This is a genomic window from Variovorax davisae (assembly GCF_030316845.1).
Lineage (GTDB): Bacteria > Pseudomonadota > Gammaproteobacteria > Burkholderiales > Burkholderiaceae_C > Variovorax > Variovorax davisae.
On the sequence record NZ_JASZYS010000010.1, the window covers coordinates 124,898 to 137,968 of the forward strand.

At 70.2% G+C, this 13,071-nt stretch carries 12 protein-coding genes; 3 read left to right on the plus strand and 9 right to left on the minus strand.

What is annotated here, in order from left to right; all coding sequences use genetic code 11:
- Positions 1 to 6 precede the first annotated feature (6 nt).
- The 8 genes from glcE to QTI33_RS22550 form a co-directional block, all read right to left on the minus strand.
- On the minus strand, positions 7 to 1,110 hold the full coding sequence (gene glcE / locus QTI33_RS22515; protein WP_286508547.1) for a glycolate oxidase subunit GlcE: 1,104 nt from the start codon (positions 1,108 to 1,110) through the stop codon (positions 7 to 9).
- A 9-nt stretch (positions 1,111 to 1,119) separates the two neighbouring features.
- Positions 1,120 to 2,625: an FAD-linked oxidase C-terminal domain-containing protein gene (locus QTI33_RS22520; protein ID WP_286508549.1), complete on the minus strand. Its 1,506-nt coding sequence runs from the start codon at positions 2,623 to 2,625 to the stop codon at positions 1,120 to 1,122.
- A gap of 10 nt (positions 2,626 to 2,635) precedes the next feature.
- Positions 2,636 to 4,297 (minus strand): L-lactate permease, encoded by a 1,662-nt coding sequence (locus QTI33_RS22525; RefSeq protein WP_286508550.1) that lies wholly within the window; start codon positions 4,295 to 4,297, stop codon positions 2,636 to 2,638.
- Positions 4,298 to 4,402: 105 nt separating this feature from the next.
- A complete protein-coding gene (locus QTI33_RS22530; RefSeq protein ID WP_286508552.1) occupies positions 4,403 to 5,284 on the minus strand; it encodes a LysR substrate-binding domain-containing protein in 882 nt (293 codons plus the stop codon).
- A gap of 2 nt (positions 5,285 to 5,286) precedes the next feature.
- Positions 5,287 to 6,210: an SMP-30/gluconolactonase/LRE family protein gene (locus tag QTI33_RS22535; protein ID WP_286508553.1), complete on the minus strand. Its 924-nt coding sequence runs from the start codon at positions 6,208 to 6,210 to the stop codon at positions 5,287 to 5,289.
- A 148-nt stretch (positions 6,211 to 6,358) separates the two neighbouring features.
- Entirely contained in the window at positions 6,359 to 7,885 is a 1,527-nt protein-coding gene (amt, locus tag QTI33_RS22540; RefSeq protein ID WP_286508554.1) for an ammonium transporter, read from the minus strand.
- A 28-nt stretch (positions 7,886 to 7,913) separates the two neighbouring features.
- On the minus strand, positions 7,914 to 8,252 hold the full coding sequence (gene glnK / locus QTI33_RS22545) for a P-II family nitrogen regulator (protein ID WP_162565354.1): 339 nt from the start codon (positions 8,250 to 8,252) through the stop codon (positions 7,914 to 7,916).
- Positions 8,253 to 8,309: 57 nt separating this feature from the next.
- Positions 8,310 to 9,167: a TorF family putative porin gene (locus QTI33_RS22550; RefSeq protein ID WP_286508556.1), complete on the minus strand. Its 858-nt coding sequence runs from the start codon at positions 9,165 to 9,167 to the stop codon at positions 8,310 to 8,312.
- A gap of 164 nt (positions 9,168 to 9,331) precedes the next feature.
- Here QTI33_RS22550 and QTI33_RS22555 point away from each other — a divergent pair, with 164 nt between their 5' ends.
- The gene (locus QTI33_RS22555; protein ID WP_286508558.1) at positions 9,332 to 10,870 is read left to right on the plus strand and encodes a YifB family Mg chelatase-like AAA ATPase; all 1,539 of its coding nucleotides are present in this window, start codon (positions 9,332 to 9,334) and stop codon (positions 10,868 to 10,870) included.
- Positions 10,871 to 10,884: 14 nt separating this feature from the next.
- Here QTI33_RS22555 and QTI33_RS22560 read toward each other — a convergent pair whose 3' ends face one another.
- Entirely contained in the window at positions 10,885 to 11,016 is a 132-nt protein-coding gene (locus tag QTI33_RS22560; RefSeq protein WP_286508560.1) for a hypothetical protein, read from the minus strand.
- A gap of 87 nt (positions 11,017 to 11,103) precedes the next feature.
- On the opposite strand from QTI33_RS22560, the gene QTI33_RS22565 reads away from it, so the two are divergent.
- Positions 11,104 to 12,129, plus strand: coding sequence for a M14 family zinc carboxypeptidase (locus tag QTI33_RS22565; RefSeq protein ID WP_444814876.1), 1,026 nt, complete (start codon positions 11,104 to 11,106; stop codon positions 12,127 to 12,129).
- Positions 12,126 to 12,893, plus strand: coding sequence for an alpha/beta fold hydrolase (locus QTI33_RS22570; protein WP_286508561.1), 768 nt, complete (start codon positions 12,126 to 12,128; stop codon positions 12,891 to 12,893). Before QTI33_RS22565 ends, QTI33_RS22570 begins: the two co-directional genes overlap by 4 nt.
- Positions 12,894 to 13,071 lie beyond the last annotated feature (178 nt).

The window sequence follows — 13,071 nt, forward strand, 5'->3', positions numbered from 1 at the left end:
GGGGCTTCAGTGCGCGGTGGGGGTGGCAGGGAGGAGCCGGCCGCGGTCGAACACGGCATCGGGATCGAATTCGTTCATGAGCGCGCGGTGGATGCGCTCGACCGGTGCGCTCAAGGCGTCGAAGCGGGGCTCGTGGCGGGCCCCGGGCGCGGGCCTGAAAAGCGTCGCATGGCCGCCGGCGGCGCGCGCCGCGGCACGCACCCGCTGCGATTCGCCGGGGCTGGCATGGACCCAGCGCTGGCCGCCGTGCCACTCGACCAGCGGCGCGCCGCCGAGGTCGAGCACCGGTGCGGTCTGCGGCACCGACAGGCGCCACAAGGCGCCCGTGCCGGCGCCGAACCAGGGGTGCTGCTGGTCGCGCAGCGACTGCCAGCCGGCCGCCGCGCGCCCGGCGTCCTGGCGCTCGCCGCCCAGTTGGGCGCAGGCCGCGTCGACCGCCGCCACCGCGCCGCGCAGGCGCAGCGACAGCACGCCGACGCCGTCGCGCTCGCGCCAGGCGCTGGCGTTGAGGGGCAGCGGCCGGCCGCCCCATTCGTTGAGCAGGCGCAGCGCATCGGCCTGGCTGCAGGCGAAGTCGAGCGTGGCCTCGGCCGGTGCCACCGGCAGCACCTTGAGGCTGGCCTGCGCCACCAGCCCGAGGGCGCCCATCGAACCGGCCAGCACCCGCGACACGTCGTAGCCGGCGACGTTCTTCATGACCTGGCCGCCGAAGACCAGCACCTCGCCGCGGCCGCTGACCAGCGTGAGGCCCAGCAAGTAGTCGCGCACCGCGCCGACGCTGGCGCGCGCCGGGCCGCTGAGGCCGGCCGCGATCATTCCACCGACCGTGCCGCCGGGCGCGAAGCGCGGCGGCTCGAAGGGCAGGCACTGGCCCTGCCCGGCCAGCAGCGCCTCCAGTTCGGCCAGCGGCGTGCCGGCCCCGACGGTGACGACCAGTTCGCTGGGCTCGTAGCTGACGACGCCGGCCAGCGCGGCGGTCTCGAGGGCCTCGCCGTGCGCGGCTTCGCCGTAGAAGGCCTTGGTGTTGCCGCCGCGGATGCTCAGGGTCGTGCGGTCGGCGGCGGCGGCGCGGATGCGCTCGGCGATCCGGGTGAGGGCTGGGGATTCCATCAAGATGACTCAGAACCTGGGGAGGTCCGGGAAGGCCATGGGCTGCCCGGCGCGGAACACCTGCTTGCCGTACTCGGCGCAGCGCGACAGCGTCGGGATCACCTTGCCCGGGTTCAGCAAGCCGGCCGGATCGAAGGCGCGCTTGACGCCGAACATCTGCGCGTTCTCGGCCGCAGTGAACTGGACGCACATGCTGTTGAGCTTCTCGACGCCGACGCCATGCTCGCCCGACACCGTGCCGCCCATCGCGACGCTGGTCTCGAGGATGTCGGCGCCGAACAGCTCGCAGCGGTGCAGCTCGTCGGGGTCGTTGGCGTCGAACAGCACCAGCGGATGCAGGTTGCCGTCGCCGGCGTGGAACACGTTGCAGCAGCGCAGGCCGTACTTGATCTCCATCTGCTGGATCGCGAGCAGGATGTCGGCCAGCCGCTTGCGCGGGATCGTCGAGTCGAGGCACATGTAGTCGGGGCTGATGCGGCCCGAGGCCGGGAAGGCGTTCTTGCGCCCGCTCCAGAACTTGAGCCGCTCGTCCTCGTTCTCGCTGCAGGCGATCGCGGTGGCGCCGCACTGGCGCAGCACCCCGGTCATGCGGCCGATCTCTTCCTCGACCTCCTCGGGCGTGCCGTCCGATTCGCACAGCAGGATGGCGGCGGCGTCGAGGTCGTAGCCGGCGCGCACGAAGTCCTCGACCGCGGCGGTCATCGGCTTGTCCATCATCTCGAGGCCAGCCGGGATGATGCCGGCCGCGATCACCGCGGCCACCGCGTCGCCGGCCTTGCGGACGTCGTCGAAGCTGGCCATGATGCAGCGCGCCAGCTGCGGCTTGGGCACCAGCTTGACCGTGACCTCGGTGGTGACGGCCAGCATGCCCTCGCTGCCGATCACCAGCGCCAGCAGGTCGAGGCCGGCGCAGTCGAGCGCCTCGCTGCCGAATTCGATCGCCTCTCCCTCGGCCGTGAAGCCGCGCACCCGCAGCACGTTGTGCAGGGTGAGGCCGTACTTGAGGCAGTGCACGCCGCCCGAGTTCTCGGCCACGTTGCCGCCGATGGTGCAGGCGATCTGGCTCGAGGGGTCGGGCGCGTAGTACAGGTTGAAGGGCGCGGCCGCCTCGCTGATCGCCAGGTTGCGCACGCCGCACTGGACCACCGCGGTGCGGCTGACCGGGTCGATCTTCACGATCCGGTTGAACTTGGCGAGCGACATCGTGACGCCCAGCGCATGCGGCATCGCGCCGCCCGACAGCCCGGTGCCGGCACCGCGCGCCACCACCGGCACGCCGAGCCCGTGGCAGGCCTTGAGCACGGCCGAGACCTGGGCCTCGGTCTCGGGCAGGGCCACGACCAGCGGGCGCTGGCGGTAGGCCGTGAGGCCGTCGCACTCGTAGGGCACGGTGTCCTCGTCGTGCCAGATCAGCGCATGGACGGGCAGATGCGGCCGCAGCGCCTGCACCACCTGGGCCTGGCGGGCCGAGGCCGACAACGAAGACTGTGCGGCGGAACCGAGCGGCGCATTCATGGCGAAACTTTCAACGCACGACCATCAAGGTGAACGGCCAGACGTAGGCCTGCAGGGTGACGTAGAGGCCGACCAGGCAGGCCAGCGCGATCGAGTGGAAAAACACGAAGCGCAGGATATCGCCTTCGTGGTTGAACCAGCGGGTGGCGGTGGAGGCGACCACGATCGACTGGGCGTCGATCATCTTGCCCATCACGCCGCCCGAGCTGTTGGCCGCGCCCATCAGGTTGGGCGACAGGCCGAGCTGCTCGGCCGCCACCTTCTGCATGCCGCCGAACAGCACGTTGGAGGCGGTGTCGGAGCCCGTCATCGCGACGCCGATCCAGCCCATCAGGGTGCCGAAGAAGGGATAGAAGGCGCCGGTGTTGGCGAAGGCCAGGCCCAGCGTGGTGTCGGTGCCCGAGAAGCGCGTGAGCGTGCCGAGCGCCAGCATGAGCACGATGGTCAACAGCGAATAGCGCACCAGCCACAAGGTGCGAAAGAAGATGCGCACGATCTCGACCGGGTTGTAGCGCATGAAGAAGGCGCTGACCACGGCCGACAGCAGGATGCCGGTGCCGGTCGCCGACAGGATGTTCAGCACGTAGACCGCGCCTTCCTTGGTCGGCGCGGCCACCACCGGCGGCATCTTCTCGATCATGTTGTGCAGGCCGGCCATCGGGAACGAGGGCGCGAACAGGCCGTTGAGCGCGGTCTTGACCGCGGGCAGCCCCCAGACGAAGACGAACACCGACAGGATCAGCCACGGGGTCCAGGCGCGGACCAGCGCCGCGCGCTCGTGCACCACCACCGGCGCCGGCGGCTTGGCCTCGTGGGCGCTGACGTCGTGGCCCTTGAGCGAGGGCGAATGCCAGATCGTGCGCGGCTGCCAGACGCGCAGGAACAGCACCAGGCAGACCATCGAGACGATGGCCGCGATGATGTCGACCAGCTCCGGGCCGATGAAGTTCGACACCAGGTACTGCGGGATCGCGAAGCTCAGGCCGGTGACCAGGATCGCCGGCCAGATCTCCCACATCGCCTTGCGGCCGGCGAAGGCCCAGATCAGCCAGAACGGCACCAGCAGCGAGAAGAAGGGCAGCTGGCGGCCGATCATCGCCGTGACCTCCATCAGGTCGTAGCCATGCACCTTGGCCAGCGTGATGACCGGCGTGCCGAGCGCGCCGAAGGCGACCGGCGCCGTGTTGGCGATCAGGCTCAGGCCCGAGGCCGCCAGCGGCGAGAAGCCCAGCCCGATCAGGATGCCCGCGGTGACCGCGACCGGCGTGCCGAAGCCCGCCGCGCCCTCGAAGAAGGCGCCGAAGCAGAAGGCGATCAGCAGCAGCTGGATGCGCCGGTCCTCGGTGATGCCCGAGAGCGAATCCTGCAGCACCTTGAAGCTGCCGTTCTGCTCCGCCAGCTGCTGCAGGAAGATGATGTTGAGCACGATCCAGCCGATCGGCAGCAGCCCGGTGAAGCCTCCGAACAGCGCCGCGCGGCCCGCCATGTCGACCGGCATGCCGTAGGCGAAGACCGCGACCGCGATCGCCGCCAGCAGGCCCAGCCCGGCCGCGATGTGGGCCTTGATGTGGAAGAAGCCGAGGCAGGCCAGCATCACCACCACCGGAATCGCGGCCAGCGCGGTGGAAATGATCATGTTGCCGAAGGGGTCGTAGATCTGCTGCCAGGTCATGGCTTGCTCCCAGAATGTGGATGTCTCGTATCTGGATCGAACTTTAAGGACGCGCAGGCCCGCCGAATTGAAGGTTTTTGGCGGCGGGCTTGAAATTTGGTTGATCTAGCTCAGGGTTTGTACCAGCCACTCGGCAAAGGCCTCGCATTCCCAGCGCTCCAGCGTGCCGGCCTGCCAGCAGATGTAGTGCCGCAGCGGCGAGGGCACGGGCCGGTCCGACAGCGGCACCAGCCGCCCCGACTCGAGCCATTGCGCGCCCAGCTTCTGCCGCACCAGCGCCACGCCGAAACCGCTGGCGGCGGCGTCGTAGACCAGGCCCAGGTCGTTGAACTGGGCGCCCACCTGCGGCTCGGGATGGTCCAGCCCGCAGCTCGCGAACCAGGTGCCCCAGGGTTCCAGGGGGCTGCGGATCAGCCGCGCGGCGGCGATCTCCGCCTCGGTGCGAAAGCCGGTGAAAGGGCCGAACTCGTTGAGGTAGCTCGGGCTGCAGGCCGGCACCACCGACTCCTCGAGCACCAGCCGGCTCTCGCAGTCGGCGTAGTTGCCGCCGCCGTAGCGCACCTCGAGGTCGGCCTGCTCGGCGGTCACGTCCAGCAGCGGGATCGAGACCTGCATCACCAGCTCGACATCGGGATAGATGTTGCGGAACAGCTCCAGGTGCGGCATCAGCATCTGGCGGCTGAAGGTCGGCGTGACCGCCAGCCGCAGCTGGGTCGAGCGCCGCGCGGCGTCGCGGTTCGGCACCGCCTGCAGGGCGGCGAGGCCGGTGCGCACGTTGGCGAGGTAGACCGCGCCGTCGGCCGTCAGGTTGAAGTCGCTGCGGCCGAAGAGCTTGATGCCGACATGCGATTCGAGCTGGCGGATGCGATGGCTCACCGCGCTCGGGGTGACGCACAGCTCGTCGGCCGCGCGGCCCGCGTGGCGCAGCCGCGCCACCGCCTCGAAGGTCAGCAGGCACTGGATCGGCGGGATGTGCTGGAGGGCCACTGTCAGTCCTCGAAGAAGGCGACCGGCCGCCCCGGGGTCTCGACGCGCATGCGGATCACGCAGCCCGAGGCCGGGCGTTCCTCGAGCTCGGCCGCCGGCCGGCCGCGGCGGGCGCTGGTGACGAACAGCGTGCGCAGGTCGTCGCCGCCGAAGCAGGGCATGGTCGGGCATTGGACCGGAGTCGCCAGCGCCGCCACCCGCTCGCCCGAGGGCGCGAAGCGCAGCAGCTGTCCGCCCTCGAACATCGCCACCCAATAGTGGCCTTGCGCATCCACGGTGGCGCCGTCGGGCCGGCCTTCGTAGCGCAGCGGCGAGGCCGGCGTCCAGCCCTGGGGCTTGTCCTCGAACTGCTGGAAGACGCGCTCGTGCGACAGGGTGTTGACACGCGCGGCCCAGGCCCACGCCCGCACCCGGTGGGCGGCGGTGTCGGCCCAGTAGGCGGTGGCGTCGTCGGGCGCGAAGGCCAGGCCGTTGGCGGTGGTGGCCTGGTTGGCCATCGGCCGCAGCGCCGGCGCGCGGCCGCCGCGGGCGTCGAGGCAGTAGAGCGTGGCGTTGGCCCGGTCCTTGGCTTCGTTGATGGTGCCGGCCCAGAAGCGACCCAGCGCGTCGCACTTGCCGTCGTTGAAGCGCATGGTGCGGACGTCATGGTCGACCCGCGCCAGCGGCCGCAATTCGGCGCCCCAGTCGGCTGCGCGATAGACCCCGTCGCGCAGCGCGATCACCAGCCCGCCGCGGCGCGCCGGTGCCATGCAGCCGGGCTCGGTCGGCAGGTCCCAGCGCTCGACCGTCGGCGTGCCGTCGATGTCGCCGCGGGTGCGCAGCACCGCGCGGCCGGGAATGTCGAGCCAGTAGAGCGCGCGTTCGCCGGGATGCCAGAACGGCGATTCGCCGAGCTGGCTCAGACTGTCGTCGAGGGTGGTCCACATCCGCGAGAGCTTAGGCCAATTCGCCCGCCCTGCGCCCCCCAAAAAAACAGCCCGCAGGCCGAAGCGTGCGGGCTGAACTTCCAGAGGAGACTCTCGCAGACAATTTTTCTTGCCGCGGAAGCGGGCCGCACGCGGCGGCCCGGAGGCTTCAGCGGTTGTAGGCGGTTTCGCCGTGGGAGGTGATGTCGAGGCCTTCGCGCTCTTCTTCTTCCGACACCCGCAGACCGATGGTCAGGTCGGCGATCTTGAAGGAGATGAAAGCCACCACGCCCGACCAGACGATGGTCAGCAGCACGGCCTTGAGCTGGATCCAGACCTGGGCACCGATGCCATTGGAGATCACGCCTGCCGTGACCCAGTCGCCGACCAGGCCGGGGCCGCCGAGGGCCTGGGTGTTGAACACGCCGGTGAGCAGCGCGCCGACGATGCCGCCGACACCGTGGACGCCGAAGACGTCCAGCGAGTCGTCCGCCTTGAGCATCTTCTTGAGGCCATGGACGCCCCACAGGCAGGCGAAGCCGGCGACGAAGCCGATGATGATCGCGCCCATCAGGCCGACGTTGCCGGCGGCCGGGGTGATCGCCACCAGGCCGGCGACGGCGCCGGAAGCGGCACCCAGCATCGAGGCCTTGCCGCGCATCAGTGCTTCACCGATGGACCATGCGAGCACGGCGGCGGCGGTGGCCGAGAAGGTGTTCATGAAGGCCAGCACGGCGCTGGTGCCGGCTTCCAGGGCCGAGCCGGCGTTGAAGCCGAACCAGCCCACCCACAGCAGCGAGGCACCCACCATCGTCAAGGTCAGCGAATGCGGCGTGAACGATTCCTTGCCGTAGCCGATGCGCTTGCCGACCAGGTAGGCACCGACCAGGCCGGCGACGGCGGCGTTGATGTGCACCACGGTGCCGCCCGCGAAGTCGAGCGCGCCCCACTGCCAGATCAGGCCGGCCTTGTCGTTCAGGCCGTCGACCACTTCCTTGGTGGTGTAGGCGTCCGGACCCATCCAGAACCAGACCATGTGGGCGATCGGCGCATAGCTGAAGGTGAACCAGAGCACCATGAACAGCAGCACGGCCGAGAACTTGATGCGCTCGGCGAAGGCGCCGACGATCAGGCAGCAGGTGATGCCGGCGAAGGTGGCCTGGAATGCGGCGAACAGCAGCTCGGGGATGTAGACGCCCTTGCTGAAGGTCGCGCCGGGCGCGAACACGCCGGTGGCCGGATCGAAGATGCCCTTCATGAAGAGGCGGTCGAAGCCGCCGATGAAGGCGTTGCCCTCGGTGAAGGCGAGGCTGTAGCCGTAGATCAGCCACAGGACCACGATCATCGAGAACGTGACCATGACCTGCATCAGCACCGACAGCATGTTCTTGCTGCGCACCAGGCCGCCGTAGAACAGCGCCAGGCCGGGCACGGTCATCATGATCACGAGCAGGGTCGAGACCATCATCCAGGCGGTGTCGCCCTTGTTGAACGATGGTGCCGGTGCGGCAGCGGCCGCATCGGCCGGGGCTGCTGCAGCGGCTGCGGGCGCGGCGGCAGCGGGTGCGGCGGCTGGGGCTGCGGCGGGCGCCGACGCTTCCGCCGCGGGTGCCGCTGCTGGCGCCTGCGCGAAGCCGGACGTGCCGGCGCCGAGCAGGCTCAGGCCCAGCGCGAGTGAGACAAGGAATTTTTTCATTTCGGTTTTATCTTTCGTGCCTTGCGTGTCAGAGGGCTTCGCGGCCCGTTTCACCGGTGCGGATGCGCACGACCTGCTCCAGGTCGTAGACGAAAACCTTGCCGTCGCCGATCTTGCCGGTGCGCGCCGCGCTCTCGACCGCCTCGATGACGCGCTCCACCAGTTCATCGGCCACGGCCGCTTCGATCTTGACCTTCGGCAGGAAGTCGACGACGTACTCGGCGCCGCGATAGAGCTCGGTGTGGCCCTTCTGGCGGCCGAAGCCCTTGACCTCGGTGACCGTGATGCCCTGCACGCCGATGGCGGACAGCGCCTCGCGCACTTCGTCGAGCTTGAAGGGTTTGATGATGGCTGTGACCAGCTTCATGATGTTTCTCCTACGAATGAAAGAAGACGGCGCGGCGGCGGGCCGCGCCGTGTGCGACTACAGCGTCTTGGTCAGCATCAGGATGAAGCGGGTCTTGTTGGGCGAGAAGGTGCTCTGGCCGAAGGTGACGCCGTTGACTTCCACGCCCGGGTTGGTGACCACGTTGAACGCGCTCTGCTCGCTGCCGCCCTGGATGTAGCCGCCCAGCGTCAGGCCGCTGCCGAAGTCGTAGGCGGCGCCGACGTTGTAGTCGAGGTAGTCCTTGTAGCCAAGGCTGCGGATGTCGCTGGTGAAGAAGGTGTAGCCGACCGCCGCCTTGAACGTCACCTTGGGAATGATCTCCTTGGTGTAGGCCAGGTTCAGGTAGCCGGTGTTGGTGCCGTCCAGGCCCGAGCCGCCCTTGTTGCCGGCGTAGTTGAAGTAGTCCTTGGACACGGTCCAGGAATACTTCGCGGTGAAGGCGCCGAAGGACTCGTTGGCCCAGGTGCCCGCGCCGTAGATCTCGGTCGTGTTGCCGGCGGTGCTGCCCGGGTAGACATAGGTCAGGACGCCGACGTCCCAGTCGATCGGGCCGCCCTTGAACTTGTAGCCGCCGTAGAAGTCCATCTCGATCGAGTTGCCCTTCATCCAGTTGACGCTGGAGTTCCAGTTGCCGACATAGAAGCCGCTGTCGCCGAAGGCGTAGTCCAGGCCGCCCTGGATCGCCGGCTTGAAGTAGCTGTCCTTGGCGAAGTCGTTGTTGCCGATCATGTCCTGGTCCTGGCCACGGAACTTGTAGTTGGTCGTCAGCGCGACGTTGCCCGTGAGATTCGGCGCCGGTGCGGCTGCCGCGTCGGCGGCGGCCTGCGCGCTGGCGAGCATCGGCAGGGCGGCGAGCGCGCCCAAAGCCAGGATCTGGACGGATTTGCGGTGCATCATCGAGCGAACTCCTAGTGTTTTGAAAGTGGGTAGGAATCCCCTTCAAAGCAGGGAGCGTGCCAAAGCGCATCCTCCCAACGAGGCAGGGTCGGATGCCCGATGCACTTGGTCACAATCAAGAACAAGAGATGGCACGCACCATCTTGGTGAAAGGGAGCGAAATGAGTCTGTGTTTGGTGCAGAGCCGCGCCTTGCTGGGCCTCGAAGCCGCCGAAGTCACGGTCGAGGTGCATCTGGCGAACGGATTGCCCAGCTTCACGCTGGTCGGACTGGTCGACGTCGAGGTCAAGGAGGCGCGCGAGCGGGTCCGCTGCGCGATCCAGAATGCCGGGCTCGACTTTCCGACCAACAAGCGCATCACGGTCAACCTGGCGCCGGCCGACCTGCCGAAGGATTCCGGCCGCTTCGACCTGCCGATCGCCCTCGGCATCCTCGCGGCCAGCGGCCAGATCGAGGCCGGGCGGCTGGGCGGCCATGAATTCGCCGGCGAACTCTCCTTGTCGGGGCAATTGCGGCCCGTGCGTGGTGCACTGGCGATGGCGCTGGCCCTGCATCTGCGCGGCATTGCCGCGCGGCTGGTGCTGCCGGCCGAGAGCGCGCAGGAGGCCGCGCTGGTGCCGGACGCCGAGGTCTACGGGGCCCGCCACCTGCTGGACGTGGTGCGGCAGTTCCTGCCGGCGGGCGCCGTGCCGCCGGCCCCGGACGCCGCCGGCGACGGCTGGGCCCGCGTGCGGGCGGCGCCGCCCGGCCCGGCTTCGCGCCCGGCGGACCTGGGCGACGTCAAGGGACACGCGGGCGCCAAGCGGGCGCTGGAGATCGCCGCGGCCGGCGGCCACAGCCTGCTGATGGTGGGCCCGCCCGGCTCGGGCAAGTCGATGCTGGCGCAGCGCTTCGCCGGGCTGCTGCCGGCGATGAGCGTGGACGAAGCGCTGGAGAGCGCAGCGGTCGCCAGCCTGGGCGGCCGCTTCGAGACCGGGCAATGGATGCGGCGGCCGACCGCCAGCCCGCACCACACGGCCAGCGCGGTGGCGATGGTGGGCGGCGGGTCGCCGCCGCGGCCGGGCGAGATCTCGCTGGCGCACCACGGCGTGCTGTTCCTGGACGAGTTCCCCGAGTTCTCGCGCGCCGCGCTGGAGGCGCTGCGCGAACCGCTGGAGACCGGCACCATCACGATTTCCCGCGCCGCCCGCCGCGCGGAGTTCCCGGCCCGGTTCCAGCTGATCGCCGCGATGAACCCCTGCCCCTGCGGCTACCTGGGCTCGACGCTCAGGACCTGCCGCTGCACGCCGGACCAGGTGGCCCGCTACCAGGGCAAGCTCAGCGGCCCGCTGCTGGACCGCATCGACCTGCACGTCGAGGTGCCCGGGGTGTCGGCGCAACAGCTGCTGGAGGCCACGGCCGGCGAGCCGAGCGCGGCCATCCGCGGCCGCGCGGTGGCGGCGCGCGAGCGTGCCCTGGCCCGCCAGGGCGGGCCGAACCAGGCGCTTGCGGGGGCCGAGATCGACCGCCATGCCGCGCTGGCGCCGGCGGCGCTCCAGTTCCTGCACCAGGCCGCGACGCGGCTCGGCTGGTCGGCCCGCAGCACCCACCGGGCGCTCAAGGTGGCGCGCACGATCGCCGACCTGGCCGGCGCCGATGCCGTCGAGGTGGCGCACCTGGCGGAGGCGGTGCAGTACCGGCGGGCGCTGCAGTCGGGGTAGATGCGCTTCGAACGCTAGCGCCCGGCGTGCAGCCGCGCCATCCAGCGCGAGCGCGCCAGGGCAACGAACTCGATCGCGCCCCAGAGCGCGGCCGACCCGATGCCGCGCAGGAGTCGGCTGGCGGATCGGGGATGAAGTCGTTGCATGGTCACGCTACCGTAGCGTGCGTGTGTGACGCTTTGATGGCGGCCCCTGCCGCTAACCTGCGACCCACCCACCTCTGCCACGCCCGAGTGACCGCGACCGAACTCCCCGAACTGCTCGCGCTGCGCCAGCTCGCCGAACTGGCCGGCCCGCGCATGACGCGGCGCCTGCTGTGCGACATCGAAGCGGACGGGCGGCGCTTCCCGGTGGAGGCCTTCATGCTGGGCAGCGCCAGCCCGGACGCGCCGGCGGTCGGATTCTTCGGCGGCGTGCACGGCCTGGAGCGCATCGGCGCCGAGGTGACCATCGCCTACCTCCGCAGCCTGGTGATGCGCCTGCCCTGGGACGACACGCTGCACCGCCAGCTGGAGACGGTGCGGCTGGTGTTCATGCCGCTGGTCAACCCGGGCGGACTGTGGCTGGGCACGCGGGCGAATCCGAACGGGGTCGACCTGATGCGCAATGCGCCGGTCGAGTCCGCCGAGCGCGTGCCCTTCCTGATCGGCGGCCAGCGCATCAGCGCCGCCCTGCCCTGGTACCGGGGCGCGCCCGGTGCGCCCATGGAAGCCGAGAGCGCCGCCCTGTGCGCACTGGTGGAGGCCGAACTGATGGGCCGGCCCTTCAGCATGGCGGTCGACTGCCATTCGGGCTTCGGCCTCGCCGACCGCATCTGGTTTCCGTTCGCCCACACGGCGCGGCCGATCGCGCACCTGGCGGAAGTGCATGCGCTGGGCGAGATCCACGACGACACCCTGCCCCACCACCGCTTCGTGCTGGAGCCGCAGAGCCGCCAGTACCTCACGCACGGCGACCTGTGGGACCACCTCTACCTGCGCGCCTGCGACCGGCCCGGCATGTTCCTGCCGTTGACGCTGGAGATGGGCTCGTGGCTGTGGATCAAGAAGAACCCGCGCCAGCTCTTCTCGCGCCACGGCATCTTCAACCCGGTCATCGCCCACCGTCAGCAACGGGTGCTGCGCCGCCATGTCGCGTGGCTGGACTTCATCGTGCGCGCCGCCTGCAGCCACGCGCGCTGGGTGCCGACCGGCGCCCAGCGCGCGGACCATGGACGGCGCGCGCTGGCGCGCTGGTACGCAGGCCGGGAGGCTCGATGACCACCTGGGTGCTGCTGCGCGGGCTGACGCGCGAGGTCGGGCACTGGGGCGAATTCCCGCAGTTGCTGCGCGAGCGGCTGCCCGGCGCGCGCGTGCTGGCGATCGACCTGCCGGGCAACGGGCGCCTGAACCGCGAGGCGAGCCCGCTGCGCATCGAGGCCATGGTGCAGCACTGCCGCGCGCAGCTTCGGGCGCTCGGGGTCCCGACGCCGGTCCACCTGCTCGCCATGTCGCTGGGCGGGATGGTGGCGGTCGACTGGGCCCGCCGCCACCCCGGCGAGCTGGCCGGCTGCGTGCTCGTCAACACTAGCCTGCGCCCGTTCAGCCCGTGGTACTGGCGCCTGCGGCCGGCGAACTACCCGGCCTTGCTCGGATTGCTGCGCCCGTGGTCGAGCCAGCGGCAGCGCGAGCAGACGATCCTGCGCATCACCAGCCGCCATCCGCCGCCGGACGTCGACGTCGTCGAGCAATGGGTCGCCTTGCGCGAGGCCCGGCCGGTCAGCGGCGCCAACGCGCTGCGGCAACTGATCGCGGCCACCCGTTACCGCGCGCAGGCGCAGGCGCCGGCCGTGCCGCTGCTGGTGCTGGCGAGCCGCGGTGATGCCCTGGTCGACGTACGCTGCTCGCACCGACTGGCGCGCCAATGGCGAGCCGACATCGTGGAACATCCGAGCGCCGGGCACGACCTGCCGCTGGACGACGGACCCTGGCTCGCGCGGGCCGTCGGGGCATGGTGGGCGTCGCGAGTCGATTACAAAAACTAACACCGCGTATCAGCTTCGCATGCCTTCGGCGCTTCCGCAGAGGTCTGACAGGCGAAGAAAACCCGGGCTTCCGTGAACAACGGCGCATCGCCACGACCCGCCCCGCAGCGCCGGCTTTCATCTTCCGATCGGCTCCCTAGAATCCGGCCGCCCTCGGCCTCGGCCGGCGGGCTTGTTT

Bases quoted from the DNA above. Each gene is read 5' to 3' on its own strand.
- glcE (WP_286508547.1), bottom strand. From the start codon at position 1,110: ATGGAATCCCCAGCCCTCACCCGGATCGCCGAGCGCATCCGCGCCGCC.
- QTI33_RS22520 (WP_286508549.1), bottom strand. From the start codon at position 2,625: ATGAATGCGCCGCTCGGTTCCGCCGCACAGTCTTCGTTGTCGGCCTCG.
- QTI33_RS22525 (WP_286508550.1), bottom strand. From the start codon at position 4,297: ATGACCTGGCAGCAGATCTACGACCCCTTCGGCAACATGATCATTTCC.
- QTI33_RS22535 (WP_286508553.1), bottom strand. From the start codon at position 6,210: ATGTGGACCACCCTCGACGACAGTCTGAGCCAGCTCGGCGAATCGCCG.
- amt (WP_286508554.1), bottom strand. From the start codon at position 7,885: ATGAAAAAATTCCTTGTCTCACTCGCGCTGGGCCTGAGCCTGCTCGGC.
- glnK (WP_162565354.1), bottom strand. From the start codon at position 8,252: ATGAAGCTGGTCACAGCCATCATCAAACCCTTCAAGCTCGACGAAGTG.
- QTI33_RS22550 (WP_286508556.1), bottom strand. From the start codon at position 9,167: ATGCACCGCAAATCCGTCCAGATCCTGGCTTTGGGCGCGCTCGCCGCC.
- QTI33_RS22555 (WP_286508558.1), top strand. From the start codon at position 9,332: ATGAGTCTGTGTTTGGTGCAGAGCCGCGCCTTGCTGGGCCTCGAAGCC.
- QTI33_RS22560 (WP_286508560.1), bottom strand. From the start codon at position 11,016: ATGCAACGACTTCATCCCCGATCCGCCAGCCGACTCCTGCGCGGCATC.
- QTI33_RS22570 (WP_286508561.1), top strand. From the start codon at position 12,126: ATGACCACCTGGGTGCTGCTGCGCGGGCTGACGCGCGAGGTCGGGCAC.